The organism is Gordonia sp. L191, assembly GCF_030077625.1.
GTDB classification, from domain to species: Bacteria; Actinomycetota; Actinomycetes; order Mycobacteriales; family Mycobacteriaceae; genus Gordonia; species Gordonia polyisoprenivorans_A.
Genome location: NZ_CP125996.1, coordinates 2,607,837 through 2,624,121, shown reverse-complemented (window position 1 = coordinate 2,624,121; position 16,285 = coordinate 2,607,837). Strand labels below are relative to the sequence as shown.

Sequence of the window (16,285 nt, the reverse complement as noted above, 5' to 3'; positions counted from 1 at the left end):
TCCGGACCTTTCCATCCGATGGTCGAGGTGCCGAGGAGCGATAGCGACGAGCCTCGAGACCCCGCTCGCCGACAGGTGTCCGCACCACCCGTCGAGCCGAACCAGCACCGGCGCAGGCGGTCTCGAGGCCCGGCGCCTGGGCGCCGAGCACCTCGACCATCGGGGAAGGGGCGGACATCGGACGGCGGAAACGTCGCTCCAGCCCTGACGGGTTCAGGCGTCGGGGAGAGTGGAGGCCGCGGCGTGGTCGAGGAACCAGACGGTCTCCTCGGTGCCGTGGGCACCGGCGCAGGGCCAGTCGGCAGGATCGGCGCCGGCGTGAGCTGCGGCGACCGCTTGGGCTTTGTCCTCACCGGCGACGAGAAACCACACAGCCTTGCTGCGGTTGACCACCGGCAGCGTGAGGGTGATCCGCCGCGGCGGTGGTTTGGGGGAGTCCTCCACGGCGACAACGGTCTTCTGCGTCTCTGCGGTGGCGGCAGTGTGCGGGAACAGGGAGTTGATGTGTCCCTCGCCGCCCATGCCGAGCAGGTGGAGATCGAAATGCGGGGACACATCGGCTCCCGCGTTCGCCAACAGAGTGGCGGCGTAATCGGCTGCCGCGGCGTCGATGTCGTCACCGAACTCGCCGTCCGACGGTGCCATCGGATGTACCCGAGCCGGATCGACCGGCACATGGTCGAGCAGCGCGTCCCGGGCCTGTCCGTAGTTGCGTTCCGGATCGTCGGTCGGGACGAATCGGTCGTCGCCCCAATAGATGTCGACCTTGGACCAGTCGATACCACCGCTGTCGGCGGCGAGGGACGCCAGAATCGCGATGCCGTTGCTACCGCCGGTCAGCACCACCGACGCAACCCCGCGTGCGCGCTGTGCGGCACCGATCAGATCGACGAACCGCCGCGCGGCGGTGTCGACCAGGATCTGCTTGTCGTCGAAAACCAGTGTCTCGGTGGTCATGCCGGTTGTCCTTGCTGGCTGAGTTCGACGGCGCCACGAAGTGCCTGCTCGAAGACCTCGTCGGTGTCGAGGCGGCGCAGTTCCTCGGCGAGATACACGGGCAGGTCACGGTTGGTCATCGCGACCCGACCATCGGGCTTGCCGGGCACCGAGATCACCGCGTTGCCGTTCTGGTCGATCGACAGGACCGTCGCGCCGTGGTCGCGCAGCAGGCGGACCTCGAAACTCCCGATCGACCGCGTGGTGGGTACGCCGAGCGCCGAATACAGCCAGCCCGCAAGTAATTCGATGCCCGGGGACTGGGCCGGCCCGGTGACCACCACCGACTGGATCGGTGTGTGCGGCGGGCGATCGATCGCCGACGCAAGCAGCGCACGCCAATGGGTGATCTGGGTCCACGCAAGATCGGAGTCGCCGGGGGAGTAGGTCGCCAGCCTGCGCTCGAGAACACTCTCGGGATGAGCGGATTTGCTGGCGTCGAGGATGCGTCGGCGACCGATCCGGCCCATCGGGTCGGCGGACGGATCTTCCGGTGCCGCGCCCGGCCACCAGACCACGATCGGGCAGTCCGGCAGCAGGAACGGCGTTACGACGCTGTGCGGCTGATCGGCGAGTGGCCCGGACATCGACAGGATCACCACCTCCGATGCGCCCGCGTCACCGCCCACCCTGATCTGCGCGTTGAGCAGCGACGCGCCCTTTCGGGAGCCGCACGCCAGCACGATGACCCGGCTGGGGTGTTCGCTGCTGGCGCCGATCGCCGCTTCCACGGCCGCCTCGGTGGGTTCGCCGTGTTCGGCCACCACGACGAGGGTCAGCACGCGGCCGAGGCTGATCGCACCACCGGACTCGCGGATCTCGACCATCTTCTTGGCGACGTCGTTGGTCGAGGTCTCGGGCATCTCGATGATCATCGGGGTCCTCTCACATCGGTCGTCACGGTCGGCGCCACGCGCGGCCGGTCCGGGCCATCATGTCCTCAGCCGACTTCGGGCCCCACGTCCCGGCTTCGTACGTGTCGGGCTTACCCGACTCCGCCCAGTTCTCGAGGACGGGATCGAGGATCTCCCAAGCCAATTCGACCTCGTCGTTCACCGGGAACAATGACGGCTCACCGAGTAGCACGTCGAGGATGAGGCGTTCGTAGGCCTCCGGTGATGCCTCGGTGAAGGCCGTGCCGTAGCTGAAGTCCATGTTGACGTCGCGGACCTCCATGCTCGACGCCGGCACCTTGGACCCGAAACGCAGTGTGATGCCCTCGTCGGGCTGCACCCGGATCACCAGTGCATTCTGCGAAAGCTCCTCGGTCATGGTCTTGTCGAACGGTAGGTGCGGCGCCCGCTTGAAGACCAAGGCGATCTCGGTCACCCGGCGGCCCAACCGCTTTCCGGTCCGCAGGTAGAACGGCACACCGGCCCAGCGACGCGAGTCGACCTCCAGGGCGATCGCCGCATAGGTCTCGGTGGTCGAGTCGGCCGCGAAGCCTTCCTCGTCCTTCAAGCCGGGGACCTTCTCGCTGCCCTGCCAGCCCGGGCCGTATTGACCGCGGGCGGTGTTCTCCTCGATCGGCAGGATGTTGCGGGTCGCCGACAGCACCTTGATCTTCTCGGCCTGTAATTGCTTGGGCTCGAAGGAGATCGGCTCCTCCATCGCCACCAGTGCCATCAGCTGCAGCAGGTGGTTCTGGATGACGTCGCGGGCCGCACCGATCCCGTCGTAGTAGCCGGCGCGTCCACCGAGGCCGATGTCCTCGGCCATGGTGATCTGCACGTGGTCGACGTAGTGCGAACTCCACAACGGATCGAACAGCTGATTGGCGAACCGCAACGCCAGGATGTTCTGGACCGTCTCCTTGCCCAGATAGTGGTCGATGCGGAACACCGACGACTCCGGGAAGACGGCGTTCACAATGCCGTTGAGCTCTTTCGCCGACTGCAGATCATGGCCGAACGGCTTCTCGATGACCACCCGACGCCAGTGGTCATCGCGTTCGTCGGCCAGACCGCTGCGCTGCAACTGCTCACACACCGTCGGGAAGGCCTTGGGTGGAATCGACAGGTAGAACGCATGATTGCCGTCGGTTCCGCGCTTGTTGTCGAGATCGGCCAGCGTCGACTTGAGCCGGGCGAACGCCTCGTCGTCGTCGAATGATCCCTGCACGAAGCGGAATCCCTCGGCGAGCCGCTCCCAGACCTCCTCACGGAACCCGGTGCGGGCATGCTGACGTACCGCGTCGTGCACCACCGTGGCGAAATCCTCGTCGCCCCAATCACGCCGGGCGAAGCCGACGAGAGCGAACGACGGTGGCAGCAAACCACGATTGGCCAGGTCGTAGACCGCGGGCATCAACTTCTTGCGCGCGAGATCACCGGTCACGCCGAAGATGATCAGACTGCACGGGCCGGCGATGCGCGGCAGCCGCTTGTCACGTGGATCCCGAAGTGGGTTACGCCATTTCGCGGAACCGCCGGTAGGCACGTGTTCAGGCCTTCTTCGCGGCGTCGAGTTGCTCGGCGGTGGCCGCGAGCAATTCGTTCCAGGCCTCCTCGAATTTGCTGACGCCCTCGTCCTCGAGGACGACGAAGACATCGTCGAGGTCGACGCCGAGGCCGGCGACCTTGTCGAAGACCTCCTGCGAAGCTGCCGAGGTACCGATGATCGAGTCGGTGTTGACCCAGCCGTGGTCGGCGAAGGCCTCCATCGTCTTGCCCGGCATGGTGTTGACGGTGTTGGGCGCGACGAGCTCGCTGACGTAGAGGGTGTCGGGGTAGTCGGCGTTCTTGGTGCCGGTCGAGGCCCACAGCGGCCGTTGGGGATTGGCGCCCTTGTCGACCAAACCGTGGAAGCGTGACTCGACCTCGAAGATCTCCTGGTAGGCGGCGTAGGCCAACCGGGCGTTGGCCAGCGCCGACTTGCCCTTCAACGCGGTCGCCTCGGGTGTACCGATGGCGTCGAGACGCTTGTCGATCTCGGTGTCCACGCGGGAGACGAAGAACGAGGCGACCGAGTGGATCGTCGAGAGATCGTGACCGGCTTGCGCGGCGGCCTCGATGCCCGACAGGTAGGCGTCCATCACGCCCTGGTAGCGCCCGACGGAGAAGATCAGGGTGACGTTGACGCTGATGCCCTCGGCGAGTACCCGGGTGATCGCCGGCAGCCCGGCCTTGGTGGCGGGAATCTTGATCAGCAGGTTCGGGCGATCGACGATCTTCCACAGTTCGATGGCTTGGGCCACCGTCTTGTCGGTGTCGTGGGCGAGTCGGGGATCGACCTCGATCGACACCCGACCGTCGACACCGTGGGACTCGGTGAACACCGGTGCGAGGACGTCGCACGCGTTGCGGACGTCGTCGGTGGTGACGGTGCGGATGGTGGCATCGACGTCGGCGCCACGGGCGGCGAGCTCGTTGACCTGCTCGTCGTAGGCGTTGCCCTTCGACAGCGCGGCCTGGAAGATCGACGGGTTGGTGGTCACGCCGACCACCGAGCGGGTGTCGATGAACTCCTGCAGACCTCCCGAGGAGATCAGGTCGCGGGACAGGTCATCCAGCCACACCGATACACCGGCGGCGGACAATTCGGCGAGCTTGGCGTTCTGGGTCACGGTTCTCTCCTTGCGTGCATCGCGTGGTGTCCTTGTGGGGCACGCGATCTCGGTGTGTTCGGTTGTGGTGGAAGGCGTTCGGGCGCGGGTTCAGGCGCCGACGACGCGCTGCGCGGCGGTGGCCACGGCGTCGGCGGTGATGCCGAATTTCTCGTAGAGCACCTTGTAGTCGGCCGAGGCACCGAAGTGCTCGAGGGAGATGATCTCCCCGGTGTCGCCGACGACCTGGTACCACGGCATGGCGATGCCGGCCTCGACGGAGACGCGCGGCACCGACGGCGGAAGCACCGAATTGCGGTATTCCGCGTCCTGCTCGAAGAACCACTCGAAGCACGGCATGGACACCACACGTGCGCGGATACCCTTGTCGGCCAAGGTCTTCTGTGCCTCCACGGCGAGCTGGACCTCGGAGCCGGTGCCGATCAGCACGACCTGCGGCTCGCCGTCGGCCTCCGACAGCACGTACGCACCGGCGGCGACACCCTCGTACGAGGTGCCCTCCAGGACCGGCACGCCCTGACGGGTCAGGCACAGGCCGACCGGATGGTCACGCCGGGTGAGTAGGTGGCGCCAGGCGTGGGCGGTCTCGTTGGCATCGGCCGGACGGACCACATCGAGGTTCGGGATGGTGCGCAGCGCAGCGAGGTGTTCGACCGGCTGGTGGGTCGGACCGTCCTCGCCGAGACCGATCGAGTCGTGGGTCCAGACGTAGATCGGGTCGATCGCCATCAGCGACGCCAGCCGGACCGCGGGCCGCATGTAGTCGGCGAACTGCAGGAAGGTGCCACCGTAGGCACGGGTGGGGCCGTGCAGCACGATCCCGGACAGGATCGAGCCCATGGCATGCTCGCGGATACCGAAGTGCAGGGTGCGGCCGTAGGGGTTGGCCGTCCAGGTCTTGGTGCTGATCGACGACGGTCCGAACGAGTCGACATCGTCCATCGTGGTGTTGTTCGAGCCCGCGAGATCGGCTGAGCCACCCCACAATTCGGGCAGGATCGGTCCGAGCGCGGAGAGCACCTTGCCCGAGGCGGCGCGGGTGGCCAGCGCTTTGCTGCCCGGCTCCCAACTCGGCAGCACGTCGGTCCAGCCGTCGGGGAGTTCGTGCGACCACAGACGGTCGAAGAGCGCCTTGCGCTCGGGGTTGGCCGCAGCCCAGGCGTCGAAGTCCTTCTGCCACTGCGCGTGGGCGGCGGCGCCGCGCTCGGTGAGCGCGCGGGTGTGGGCGATGACCTCGTCGGAGACCTCGAAGTTCTTGTCGGGATCGAAGCCGAGGACCTTCTTGGTCGCGGCGACCTCGTCGGCGCCCAGCGCGGACCCGTGGATTGCGCCGGTGTTCATCTTGTCCGGGGCGGGGTACCCGATGATGGTGCGCAGCACGATCAGCGACGGCTTGTCGGTGACCTGCTTGGCCGTCTCGATCGCGGCCTCGATCGCGGTGACGTTCTCGCCGCCGGAGACATGCTGCACATGCCACCCGTAGGCCTCGTAGCGGGCGGCGGTGTCCTCGGTCAGCGCGATCTGGGTGTCGTCCTCGATGGAGATGTGATTCTTGTCGTAGAAGACGATCAGGTTGCCGAGTTCCTGCGCGCCGGCCAGCGACGACGCCTCGGAGGTGACGCCCTCCTCGATGTCACCGTCGGAGGCGATCACGTAGATGTGATGGTCGAACGGGCTGGCGCCGGCCGCGGCGTCCGGGTCGAACAGGCCACGCTCGTAGCGTGCGGCGTAGGCCATGCCGACCGCCGAGGCCAGTCCCTGCCCGAGCGGACCGGTGGTGATCTCGACGCCACGTGTGTGATGCAGCTCCGGGTGACCGGGGGTCTTCGATCCCCAGGTGCGCAGGTCCTCGATGTCGGACAGCTCCAGTCCGAAGCCACCGAGATAGAGCTGGATGTACTGGGTGAGGCTGGAATGCCCGCACGACAACACGAACCGGTCGCGACCGACCCAATGGGTGTCGGTCGGATCGTGGCGCATCACCCGCTGATACAGCAGGTAGGCCAACGGGGCGAGGCTCATCGCGGTGCCCGGATGGCCACTGCCACACTTCTGGACCGCATCCGCGGCGAGGACCCGAACGGTGTCCACGGCGCGCGAATCGACCTCGGTCCACCACTCGGGGTGGGCCGCAGTGGTGAGTTCGCGGATCTCGTCTGTGTCTGCCACTGTTCTGCAGTCTCCTGTACCTATCGGGGTGCGTGCGCTCGCCGCAGCGGGGATTCGAGCAGCGGGGATTCGAGGGTCGACGCCACGCCGGACGGAACGCGAGCCGTCACATGTGGTGGACGTCGGAGGTGCCTCACTGCTCCCAGAGTAATCGGCCACCGCCCGCCCATGCCCGGCAACCTTTGTCTGCGGCGCGTATCGCGGCGCGTCGTCGGGCTCGCGGCCTGCTCGGCGCACGCAATTCTTCGATCGGGTGGGGCAGCGTCTACCATGCTGTGTAGTAGCCGTGGCGCGCTGTTCGAGAGCCGGTCAACTGCCCTGAGCGCGTCCTTCGGGCAGGTAGGAGTGGACGTGAGGATTGGGGAACGTGTGAGCGGAGAAGGCACCGCTCCCGGCGGATCCACCTCCGCTCGGCACACCCAGTCCCGTGAGTCCGGCGTCGCAGAGCCGACCGACGGCGTCGTCGAGGACACCGGCGCGACGTGGCCTCAGCGCATCCGGGCCACCGTTCTGGCCTACATCGCGCTCACCAAGCCGCGCGTCATCGAATTGCTCCTCGTCGCCACGATCCCGGTCATGCTGCAGGCCAACCGCGGCCACGTCGACATCGCGGTCATCCTGTTCACCCTGCTCGGCGGCTGGCTCGGAGCCGGCAGTGCGAACACGCTGAACATGGTCGCCGACGCCGACATCGACAAGAAGATGCGACGCACCGCGCGCCGGCCGCTGGCCCGTAAAGCGGTCGCCACACGCAGTGCGCTGATCTTTGGGATCGTGTTGTGGGTGGCGTCGTTCCTGGTGCTGTTCTTCGCCGCGAACCTGCTCAGTGCGCTGCTGGTGACGGCGACCATCGGCTTCTACGTCGGCGTCTACACGATGATCCTCAAGCGGCGTACCTGGCAGAACGTCGTGTGGGGCGGGGCCGCGGGCTGCATGCCGACCCTGGTCGGCTGGGCGGCGGTGACCGGCAGCCTGAGTTGGCAGCCGGTGGTGCTGTTCCTCGTCATCTTTTTCTGGACGCCACCGCACACCTGGGCGCTGGCCATGCGGTATCGCGAGGACTACAAGGCGGCCGGCGTGCCGATGCTCCCGGTGATCGCCTCCGACGAGCACGTGACCCGGCAGATGCTCTTCTATACGTGGGCCACGGTGCTGGCGTCACTGGCGCTGATCCCGGCGGCGAGTTGGATCTACGCGGCGGTCGCTGTGCTGGCCGGCGCCTGGTTCCTCAGCCGGGTCCACAAGCTCTACCGCGACACCCGGCAGGGTGCCGAGGTCACGCCGCTCAAGATCTTCCTGCAGTCCAACGAGTACCTGGCGATCCTGTTCTGCGGACTGGCGATCGACGCCGTCGTGAACCTCCCGGTCATCACGCACGTCTTCTAGGTCGCCGAAACACCTCGTCAGTTCGGCACGAGAACCGACGTCCCGGTGGTACGCCGGCCCTCGAGATCGGCGTGAGCCTGTTCGGCATCGGCGAGACGGTACCGCTGACCGACGCGCACCTCGACGCCGTCGGCGAGTGCTCCGAGATAGTCCGATGCGCGCCACGCCAATTCGTCGCGATCGGCGATGAAATGCGCCAGGGTCGGTCGGGTCACCGACAACGAGCCCGCGCTGTTAAGACGCTGCAGATCGAACGGTGGCACCGGGCCGCTGGCCGCGCCGAAGAGGACCACGAATCCGCGGATGCCGGTCGCTGCCACCGACTGGTCGAAGGTGTCGGCGCCCACCCCGTCATAGGTGACCCGCACCCCGTCGCCGTCGGTGAGACCTCGTACCTGCTCGACGAGGTCGTCGCCGTAGCGGAGCACGTGGTCGGCGCCGGCCGCGGACGACAGTTCGGCCTTCTCGTCCGAGGACACCGTTGTGATGACCCGCAGACCCTTGCGCTTGGCCAGCTGGGTGAGGATCAGTCCAATGCCGCCGGCGCCTGCGTGCAGCAGGATCGCGTCGCCCTCGGCGGGATGCGCGCTGCCGTCGAGCAGATAGTGCGCAGTCAGCCCACGCAACAACGAACTCCCGGCTACCTCGTCGGAGACACCGTCGGGGATCGGCACCGCGCGAGCGGCACGGACCGCCACGAGCTCGCCGTAGCTGGCCGGGGCGTCGCACCAGCAGACACGGGTGCCGACATCGAGATCGGAGACCTCCGAGCCGACCGACACGATCTCACCGGCGCCCTCGGTACCGGGCACATATGGCGGGTGTGAGGGGTACAGGCCACGGCGAAGGTAGGTGTCGATGAAGTTGACGCCGACGGCGGTGACGCGAACGAGAACCTCGTCGGGAGCGGGGATCGGATCGTCGACCGTCCCGTAGCTCAAGACATCCGGACCGCCGTGTCGAGTGACCTGAATTGCGCGCATGAGTCGTTTCTACACCCCGGCCGAGACGTCGGAATCATCACGGTTTCTCGGCGGCTCCGGTGACCGGGGGTTCCACCGACCACGGGAAATCGATCCACTTGGCGGTGGTGCGCCAGCAGTAGTCGGGCGTGGTGATCGTGTGCGGCTTTTGGTAGATCACCGCGTTGCGGACCTCGGCGACGCGGCCCTGATGTTCGCAGAAGTCGTCGACGAGGGCGAGGGTCTTGCCGGAGTCGGCGACATCGTCGACGACGAGCACCTTCTGATCGTGCAGTCCACTGCTCTCCAGCAGTGACGGCAGCATCACCGGTTCGGCCAGGGTCTCGCCGATGCCGGTGTAGAAGGCCACGTTCAGCGAGATCATCAGCTTGCAGTCGAGCGCATAGGCGATCGCGCCGGCCGGGATGAGGCCTCCGCGGGCGATGCCCAGGATGATGTCGGGGACGAAGCCGTCGTCGGCGATCTGCTGGGCGAGGTCGCGGCATGCCCGGCCGTTCATCTCCCAGGTCAGCTTTTCGCGCTCGTCGGGAGCCGGCGGGGTCGTGGCGGAGGCGTTCATGGCAGTGACTCTGCCAAGTTTCGGGCGACGGCACATGTCGAGCGCGTTGGTGGCGCGTGTCTACCCGGCGGCCCCACCTCGGTATGCTCGATGACCATGAGCGAGCAGCCCGCAGCCGAGAACTCCGAGACCCCTGCCGACGCCCCGACCGTGTCGGTACCACGTGACGTGGTGTCCTCGATCGAGAAGTTCGTCAGCCGGGAAGGCGGGTCGGCCAAGGCCGTCTTGCAGCCGATCGGCGCGGCCGGCGTGCGGATCACGCTCGTGGGCGAGCAGGGGGGCATCCTCGGTGATCGCGTGGTCGCCGACCTCGCGACCGCCACAGCGGTCGTGGATGCGGTGGCCGGCGTCGAGACCGCCGAGTGGGATCGCGATCTGACGTCGTCGACGACCGTCGATCCGTCGCACTATCGCAAGATGGCCGGCTGGGTCGCCGGACAAAAGCACTTTCCCAAGCCGCGTAATCAAGCCATTCTCTGAGCCGGTATCCCGGGACTGGAAGCCGGGGTGACCGGGGATTCAGCCGGTTTCCTCGGGCCCGACCGGGTCCGACCCGGCGAAGACACTGCACTCCGGGCACCGGGTCAACAGGTCGTGCCGACATTCCAGGACATGGACGAGGAACGACTCCGCGTCCGCCAATCGACGGCGCTGCACCCGGATCTCGTCGATCCGTCGATCGATGATCTGGCGGCGCTCGGCTGCGCCGCGATCGAGCACGACGCGTATTTCTCGCAAGCTCATTCCGACGTGCTGGCACGCGCGTAGTACGTGTAGACGGCTCACGTGCTCGGCGCTGTACTCGCGATGCCCGGCCGGGGTGCGGTCGGGCACGACGACGCCCATGTCATCCCAGTGACGCAGGACATGTACTTCGACGCCGACCAGTGCGGCCGCCTCGGCGATGCGCATCACCACATCATGCCTTGACCTCAGGTCGACCTGAGGTCCTACGGTTCGGGAATGCCTGTCACAGCCGATGCATTGCCCGCGCCCGCCATCGTCGAGATCGACGGCGCCGCCATCGCGACCTATGTCCTCGAGCCCCCTCGGAGCCGGCGGGAAGGCCCCGATGTGGTGTGCATGCACGGTACTCCGTGGTCGGCGGAGGTGTGGTGGCCGGTGGCCCGGCGATTGGCCGATCGCCATCGTGTCTTCCTGTGGGACATGCCCGGCTACGGTCGGTCAACCAAGAGCCCGGAGGTGCCGGTTGATCTGATCGCGCAACGGCAACGCTTCGCCGAACTCGTGCGTATCTGGAACCCGTCCCGCCCCCACGTACTCGCGCACGACATCGGCGGGGCGGTCGCGCTCGGCGCGCATTTGTTCAACGAAGTCGCGATGAGCGGTCTTTACCTGCTCGACGCGGTGACGCTGCGCCCATGGGGCTCTGCGTTCTTCGCGCTGGTGGGCAAGCACGCCGAGGTTTTCCAACAACTTCCCGCGGATCTGCACGAGGCGCTCGTGCATCGCTACATCGCCGGTGCCGCCGTCGTCGATCTGCCGCACGACACAGTGCGCGGGCTGGTCGAACCGTGGCTCGGTGAGGCGGGCCAAGCTGCGTTCTATCGACAGGTCGCGCAGCTGTCGGAGGACCACACCGAACCGATCTGTGCGCGACTGGCGGACGTCACATGTCGTGTCGAGATCGGCTGGGGAGTGAACGATCCGTGGTTGCCGGTCGAACAGGCCGGCCGCCTTCGAGACGCGTTGCCCGGCGATGTCCTCGTCACGCTGCTCGACGGCGTCGGGCACCTCGCACCTCTGGAACGCACAGAGGAACTCATCGGGCACATTCGGCGCTGGCTCGTGCGGTGAGGTCGCGTGGGCTCCAGTGCCCAGTGCCTCAGGTAAGGGGTACCGGGTCTCCAGATGGGCTGTCCGACAACCGGAACCACAGCACCAACCAGGTGGCTCCGATCAGCAGCAGCCCGCTGCCCAGCATGTGCAGCAGCACCAGCAGGATGGGCAGGTCGGTGAAGTACTGCACCATGCCGATGATCCCCTGCAGGACCAGCAGCCCCGCGTAGGTGAGGGCCGCCCGGGATTGCGGCATCCGCATGACCCGCGTGATGACCACGATCGCGATTGCCACACCGATGAGGACGAAGACCGAGTCGGCGTGGAGCTGCGTCGTCTGCGACGGGGTCAGGCCGTTGCGGTGGGCATGGACGTCGCCGGCGTGCGGGCCGGAACCGGTGACGACGGTGCCGAGATAGATCGCGATCCACGTCACCGCGTACACGAGCCACGCCATGATCAGGCCGACGCGTGCGGCGATGCCCGTCACCGCGGACTCCCGTGGATACGGGCTGGTGCGGAACACGAGCACCGTGGCTCCCGACACCAACAGCATCGACAGCAGGAAGTGCAGGGAGACCACCCATGGGTTCAGGTCGGTCAGGACGGTGATGCCGCCGACGACACCCTGAAAGGGGATGCCGAGCGCGAGCAGGACCACCAGGACGCGGTTGCGGCGCTGCGACGACGCTTGACGCCACACCGCGACGACCGCGGCGATCGCGATGATGGTGAGCACCCACGTGAGCATGCGGTTACCGAATTCGATCGCCGCGTGATAGCCCATCGCCTCATGCGGGACGAACGAGCCGTCGGTGCATTGCGGCCAGGTGGGACACCCCAACCCGGAGCCGGTCAGTCGGACGGCACCGCCCGTGACGACGATGCCCACATTGGCGACCAGCAGAGCGATCGCCCAGCGATGGACGAAACGGATCGTCGGGCGGCCGAAGCCGGGGACACGGGCCAGGCCGGAGCGCGTCGTCGCCACGGGCGCGGGCCGGTCGGCTGCCGCAGGGGTCTTCTCTGAAGTCGTCATCGGGGTCCCGGGATCGTGAGGGCTGTCGGGGGAGTGGGCAGGTGGGTCGGTGTCACTCGAATCGGAACCACCTGACCGCGAGGGCGCCGCTGACCGCCGCCCACGCCAGCAGCACCACGATGCCCACGGCGTCGACGCTGCCGTGCGTGGCCTGCTCGAGGGCTTCGGTGAGCGCACCGGAGGGCACACATCGGGCCACCCACCACACGGCGTCGGGGATCCGTGACTGCATCACGACGACGCTGCCGATGCCGACCATCGCGAACCACAGCAGATTGGCGAGAGCGAGCACCACCTCGGCCTTCAGCGTGCCGCCCAGGAGAAGGCCCATCGCCGAGAAGGCGGCGGTGCCCAAGGCGATCACGAGTGCGCCGATCGCCAGTCCGCCGAGGCCGGGACGCCAGCCGAAGCCGGCGCCGATGGCGCCGATGATCACCGACTGCAACACCACCACGGCCACCACCGCCAGCGACTTGCCGACGATGATGCCCCACCGCGGAATCGGGGTCGCCCCAAGGCGTTTGAGTGCTCCGTAGCGCCGGTCGAAGCCGACGGCGATGGCCTGCCCGGTGAATGCCGTCGACATCACCGCGACGGTCATGATGGCCGGGACGAAGGTCGCCGCGCGTTCGGCGGTGCTCGATCCGAGGTCGGTGTCGAGGGGAAGCAGGCACAATCCGATCAACAACGTGATCGGGATGAACATGGTGAGGAGTAGCTGTTCGCCGTTGCGCAACAACAGCCGAAGTTCGAGACGGGTCTGCGCGGCGAGCATCGCCACGAGCGGCGCCGCCCCGCCACGTGGGGTGAAGGTGCCCGGCGGGAAACGCACCGGGCCCGCGGTCGATCCCACGGTTGTCGAATCGGTCATCGCAACGCCCTGCCGGTCAGATCCAGGAATACGTCTTCGAGGCTGCGTGTCTCCACGCGCAGATCGGTCGCGAGCACATTGATCTTGGCGCACCACGCGGTGACCGTCGCCAATACCTGTGGGGTCATCGACCCGACGACCAGATAGCTGCCGGGCGCGGTCTCCGAGCACACATACCCCTCGGGCAGCGCCAGCGTCAGCAACGCCAGGTCGAGTCCGCGCGGAGCGCTGAACCGCAGTTCGTTCTCGGCACCACGGCTGGTGAGATCGGCGGGCGTACCGGCCGCGACCACCCGACCGCTGTCGATGATGACGACGTGATCGGCGAGGTGCTCGGCCTCGTCCATCAGGTGGGTGGTCAGCAGCACCGACACCCCGTCGCCGCGCAGGCGGTCGATGATCTCCCACACGACGAGCCTGGCATGCGCGTCGAGACCTGCGGTCGGCTCATCGAGGAACACCAGTTCGGGGCGCCCGACGATGGCGCACGCCAACGACAACCGCTGCTGTTGGCCACCGGAGAGGCGGCGAAACGGTGTGCGGGCGGCATCGCGCAGACCCAGCGCGTCGAGCAGCCAGTCCGGGTCGATCGGGTCGGCGCAATACGACGCGCACAGCCGTAGCATCTCCTCGGCGCGCGCGCCGGGGTAGGCGCCGCCACCCTGCAGCATCACCCCGACGCGCCGGCGTAGTTGATCGTTGTCGTGCCGGGGATCGAGGCCGAGCACGGTGACCGTTCCCGCGTCGGGGCTCAAGAAGCCCTCACAGATCTCGACCGTGGTGGTCTTGCCCGCGCCGTTGGGGCCGAGGAGCGCGAGGATCGACCCTGCGGGGAGTTCCAGATCGAGACCGTCGACCGCGGTCCGGTCGCCGAAGCGTTTGACCAGTCCGCAGACCTGAAGGGCGGGGGCGTCGACGCCGATGACGGCCCGCGCTTCGGGGGACGGGCCGGCGAGGTGACGGTCCGTCATCGGATCGTCGCTCGACGGCGAGGAGGTCGCGCTGCGCACACTGGTCAGACTATGCCTTCGTGCGCACAGGTAAAAAACCGTCGACCCCGTGCACTCGCATCGGCGTGAACGCCGTCGATCACGCCGCGGTGTCGGTGTGTTCGGGGGTCGGGTGCTTCGACCAGCGCCGTCTCGGACGCCATCGGGGCCAGTCCTCGAAGAACAGTGCCGTCATCACCGCGACCATGATCACACCGGCCAGCAACCCCTGGGCGAGGACCACGCCGCTGGTATTGGAGCTGGTGGGCATCACGACGATCGCGATGATGGCCGAGACGGTGATGGTCGCGATACGGAACCACGGCCGGGTCGCCCAGGCCGCGAGCGGGATGACCGCCCAGAGCAGATACCAGGCCTGGACGAAGGGGAAGAAGACGACGACCGTCGCCATCGATACCCCCAACGCCCCCAGCGGGTGCAGGCGTCCGGCCAACGTCGCGAGCATCCAGCGGACGACGAAGACCGCGGCGATGATCTGTCCGAGGGGACGGACGACGTCGAGGATCGCCTGGGTCTGGTCGCCGAGCCCGAGGAAGACCCCGACCCGCCCGGCAGACACCGACAGCAACGTCGGCATCGACATCCACGACCGCACGACTGCTCCGGTCGACAGTGTCGAGGTCCAGCCGAAGCCGAGGCCGGTGCCCACGCAGATGACCACCATCACGACGGCGAGCACGGCACCGAGCAGGCCCGCGGAGGCGGCCAACGCCCACACCGTGGCGCGTGATCTCGCCCACCACTGGCGAATCGGTGCCCCACGCAAAGCGGGCAGGCATGCACCCCACCGTTGGGCCAATGCGATCCCCACGAACCCGAGCGCGAGGACGGAGGTGAACTTCACCAGTGAACTGGTCGCGATCACTGCTGCTCCGGCGAGCAACAGCCACCCCGCACCGGTCGGACGCCACGATCCGGGCGTCCGTAGCCGCTGCGCACCGTAGATCGCGCGGAAGCACAACTCGATGCCGACCAGCATCAGTCCGAGCATGAGGGCTTCGTTGTGGATGCCGCCCACCAGGTGAAGGATGACCAGCGGGTTCATCGCCCCCAACCACAATGCGGCGACCGGCGAGACCCCGCAGCGCCGGGCCAGCCGCGGCAGCGCCCACACGATCAACGCCAGACCGACCAGCGCCACGAGTCGGTGCAGGAAGATCGCCGCGGTGATGTTGTCGCCGGTCACCGCGGTGATGCCCTTGCCGATCCAGATGAAGAACGGACCGTACGGCGCTGGTGTGTCACGCCACAGGTTGGGCACCGATCTGGTGAGGACGTTGCCCACGCCGAGTCCGTGCAGCGGGCTGACCGTGTAGGGGTCCATCCCGCGGTAGGCGATCGCCGATTGCGCGAGATAGGAGTAGATGTCCTTGCTGAGCAGGGGAGGCGCGACGATGATCGGCGCGATCCACAACAGAAGGGTGCGATCGGCCTGCTGGCGGGTCATCCGGCGCGCCGGACTGCGGCCGTGCAGGACCTCGACGCTGAAACGTCCGACCGCGAACCGCCCGATCAACAGCCATGCGACGACGAGCATGATGGTGCCGCCGATCGACAGGGTCAGCGCGGTACTCCACATGCGCGAGGGCAGTGATAGCACGCGCATCCCGGCCACCGGGTTCTGGAGTACCGGGATCTGTCCGGTGCCCAGCGACCCGACGAGCATCAGGATGGTGCCGGTGGCCCCGAACAACTTGATGCGCAGTAGGCGGCGGTTTTCGGCGGCGTCGAGGGGACCCACCTCGTGTTCGGGGTCGTGGAGTTTGGCCACGGTGATGCCGTAATCGCCGCGGCGATCGGGATCGCGCCTGGTCCGCCGTGCTGGTGCGCTCAACCCGACGTAGTCCAGGGTTCGGCGCAGCACCGAGGCCTCTGACGCGGGTGATTCCGACACACGACGACTGTAG

At 67.4% G+C, this 16,285-nt stretch carries 15 protein-coding genes; 3 read left to right on the top strand and 12 right to left on the bottom strand.

From position 1 onward, the window contains the following. Window positions 1–213: 213 nt before the first annotated feature. The 5 genes from pgl to tkt all read right to left on the bottom strand — a co-directional run bounded on the left by pgl (window position 214) and on the right by tkt (window position 6,730). Window positions 214–957: a 6-phosphogluconolactonase gene (gene pgl / locus QNM97_RS11670; RefSeq protein WP_283822861.1), complete on the bottom strand. Its 744-nt coding sequence runs from the start codon at window positions 955–957 to the stop codon at window positions 214–216. Beyond that, on the bottom strand, window positions 954–1,871 hold the full coding sequence (locus QNM97_RS11665; RefSeq protein WP_283822860.1) for a glucose-6-phosphate dehydrogenase assembly protein OpcA: 918 nt from the start codon (window positions 1,869–1,871) through the stop codon (window positions 954–956). Before QNM97_RS11665 ends, pgl begins: the two co-directional genes overlap by 4 nt. A gap of 22 nt (window positions 1,872–1,893) precedes the next feature. Continuing rightward, on the bottom strand, window positions 1,894–3,435 hold the full coding sequence (zwf, locus tag QNM97_RS11660; RefSeq protein WP_283822859.1) for a glucose-6-phosphate dehydrogenase: 1,542 nt from the start codon (window positions 3,433–3,435) through the stop codon (window positions 1,894–1,896). Window positions 3,436–3,439: 4 nt separating this feature from the next. Further along, window positions 3,440–4,561 (bottom strand): transaldolase, encoded by a 1,122-nt coding sequence (gene tal / locus QNM97_RS11655; protein WP_283822858.1) that lies wholly within the window; start codon window positions 4,559–4,561, stop codon window positions 3,440–3,442. A 90-nt stretch (window positions 4,562–4,651) separates the two neighbouring features. Further along, complete coding sequence (gene tkt, locus QNM97_RS11650; RefSeq protein ID WP_283822857.1) at window positions 4,652–6,730, bottom strand: transketolase; 2,079 nt, start codon at window positions 6,728–6,730, stop codon at window positions 4,652–4,654. Window positions 6,731–7,225: 495 nt separating this feature from the next. Between tkt and QNM97_RS11645 the strand changes: the two genes are divergently transcribed. Further along, the gene (locus QNM97_RS11645; protein ID WP_244332975.1) at window positions 7,226–8,116 is read left to right on the top strand and encodes a heme o synthase; all 891 of its coding nucleotides are present in this window, start codon (window positions 7,226–7,228) and stop codon (window positions 8,114–8,116) included. Between the two features lie 17 nt (window positions 8,117–8,133). Here QNM97_RS11645 and QNM97_RS11640 read toward each other — a convergent pair whose 3' ends face one another. Further along, complete coding sequence (locus tag QNM97_RS11640) at window positions 8,134–9,099, bottom strand: quinone oxidoreductase family protein (RefSeq protein WP_283822856.1); 966 nt, start codon at window positions 9,097–9,099, stop codon at window positions 8,134–8,136. Between the two features lie 37 nt (window positions 9,100–9,136). Next, the gene (locus tag QNM97_RS11635; RefSeq protein ID WP_006370306.1) at window positions 9,137–9,658 is read right to left on the bottom strand and encodes a phosphoribosyltransferase; all 522 of its coding nucleotides are present in this window, start codon (window positions 9,656–9,658) and stop codon (window positions 9,137–9,139) included. A 90-nt stretch (window positions 9,659–9,748) separates the two neighbouring features. Between QNM97_RS11635 and QNM97_RS11630 the strand changes: the two genes are divergently transcribed. Continuing rightward, complete coding sequence (locus QNM97_RS11630) at window positions 9,749–10,138, top strand: hypothetical protein (protein WP_283822855.1); 390 nt, start codon at window positions 9,749–9,751, stop codon at window positions 10,136–10,138. Between the two features lie 39 nt (window positions 10,139–10,177). Here QNM97_RS11630 and QNM97_RS11625 read toward each other — a convergent pair whose 3' ends face one another. Then, entirely contained in the window at window positions 10,178–10,570 is a 393-nt protein-coding gene (locus QNM97_RS11625) for a MerR family transcriptional regulator (protein ID WP_283822854.1), read from the bottom strand. 51 nt (window positions 10,571–10,621) lie between these two features. Between QNM97_RS11625 and QNM97_RS11620 the strand changes: the two genes are divergently transcribed. Beyond that, window positions 10,622–11,476, top strand: coding sequence for an alpha/beta fold hydrolase (locus QNM97_RS11620; protein WP_283822853.1), 855 nt, complete (start codon window positions 10,622–10,624; stop codon window positions 11,474–11,476). 28 nt (window positions 11,477–11,504) lie between these two features. On the opposite strand, the gene QNM97_RS11615 is transcribed toward QNM97_RS11620, so the two are convergent. The 4 genes from QNM97_RS11615 to mptB form a co-directional block, all read right to left on the bottom strand. Continuing rightward, entirely contained in the window at window positions 11,505–12,497 is a 993-nt protein-coding gene (locus tag QNM97_RS11615) for a COX15/CtaA family protein (RefSeq protein WP_283822852.1), read from the bottom strand. Between the two features lie 52 nt (window positions 12,498–12,549). After that, window positions 12,550–13,368: an ABC transporter permease gene (locus tag QNM97_RS11610; protein ID WP_283822851.1), complete on the bottom strand. Its 819-nt coding sequence runs from the start codon at window positions 13,366–13,368 to the stop codon at window positions 12,550–12,552. After that, on the bottom strand, window positions 13,365–14,339 hold the full coding sequence (locus QNM97_RS11605; protein WP_283823174.1) for an ABC transporter ATP-binding protein: 975 nt from the start codon (window positions 14,337–14,339) through the stop codon (window positions 13,365–13,367). The genes QNM97_RS11610 and QNM97_RS11605 overlap by 4 nt, the downstream gene beginning before the upstream one ends. Window positions 14,340–14,457: 118 nt before the next feature. After that, window positions 14,458–16,272 carry a polyprenol phosphomannose-dependent alpha 1,6 mannosyltransferase MptB gene (mptB, locus tag QNM97_RS11600; protein WP_208791143.1) on the bottom strand — a complete coding sequence of 605 codons (1,815 nt, stop codon included), beginning with the start codon at window positions 16,270–16,272 and terminating at the stop codon, window positions 14,458–14,460. Window positions 16,273–16,285 lie beyond the last annotated feature (13 nt).

Excerpts from the sequence above, each read along its gene's own strand:
- pgl (WP_283822861.1), bottom strand. The coding sequence starts at position 957 with ATGACCACCGAGACACTGGTTTTCGACGACAAGCAGATCCTGGTCGAC.
- QNM97_RS11665 (WP_283822860.1), bottom strand. The coding sequence starts at position 1,871 with ATGATCATCGAGATGCCCGAGACCTCGACCAACGACGTCGCCAAGAAG.
- QNM97_RS11640 (WP_283822856.1), bottom strand. The coding sequence starts at position 9,099 with ATGCGCGCAATTCAGGTCACTCGACACGGCGGTCCGGATGTCTTGAGC.
- QNM97_RS11635 (WP_006370306.1), bottom strand. The coding sequence starts at position 9,658 with ATGAACGCCTCCGCCACGACCCCGCCGGCTCCCGACGAGCGCGAAAAG.
- QNM97_RS11630 (WP_283822855.1), top strand. The coding sequence starts at position 9,749 with ATGACCATGAGCGAGCAGCCCGCAGCCGAGAACTCCGAGACCCCTGCC.
- QNM97_RS11625 (WP_283822854.1), bottom strand. The coding sequence starts at position 10,570 with ATGCGCATCGCCGAGGCGGCCGCACTGGTCGGCGTCGAAGTACATGTC.
- QNM97_RS11620 (WP_283822853.1), top strand. The coding sequence starts at position 10,622 with ATGCCTGTCACAGCCGATGCATTGCCCGCGCCCGCCATCGTCGAGATC.
- QNM97_RS11615 (WP_283822852.1), bottom strand. The coding sequence starts at position 12,497 with ATGACGACTTCAGAGAAGACCCCTGCGGCAGCCGACCGGCCCGCGCCC.
- QNM97_RS11610 (WP_283822851.1), bottom strand. The coding sequence starts at position 13,368 with ATGACCGATTCGACAACCGTGGGATCGACCGCGGGCCCGGTGCGTTTC.
- QNM97_RS11605 (WP_283823174.1), bottom strand. The coding sequence starts at position 14,339 with ATGACGGACCGTCACCTCGCCGGCCCGTCCCCCGAAGCGCGGGCCGTC.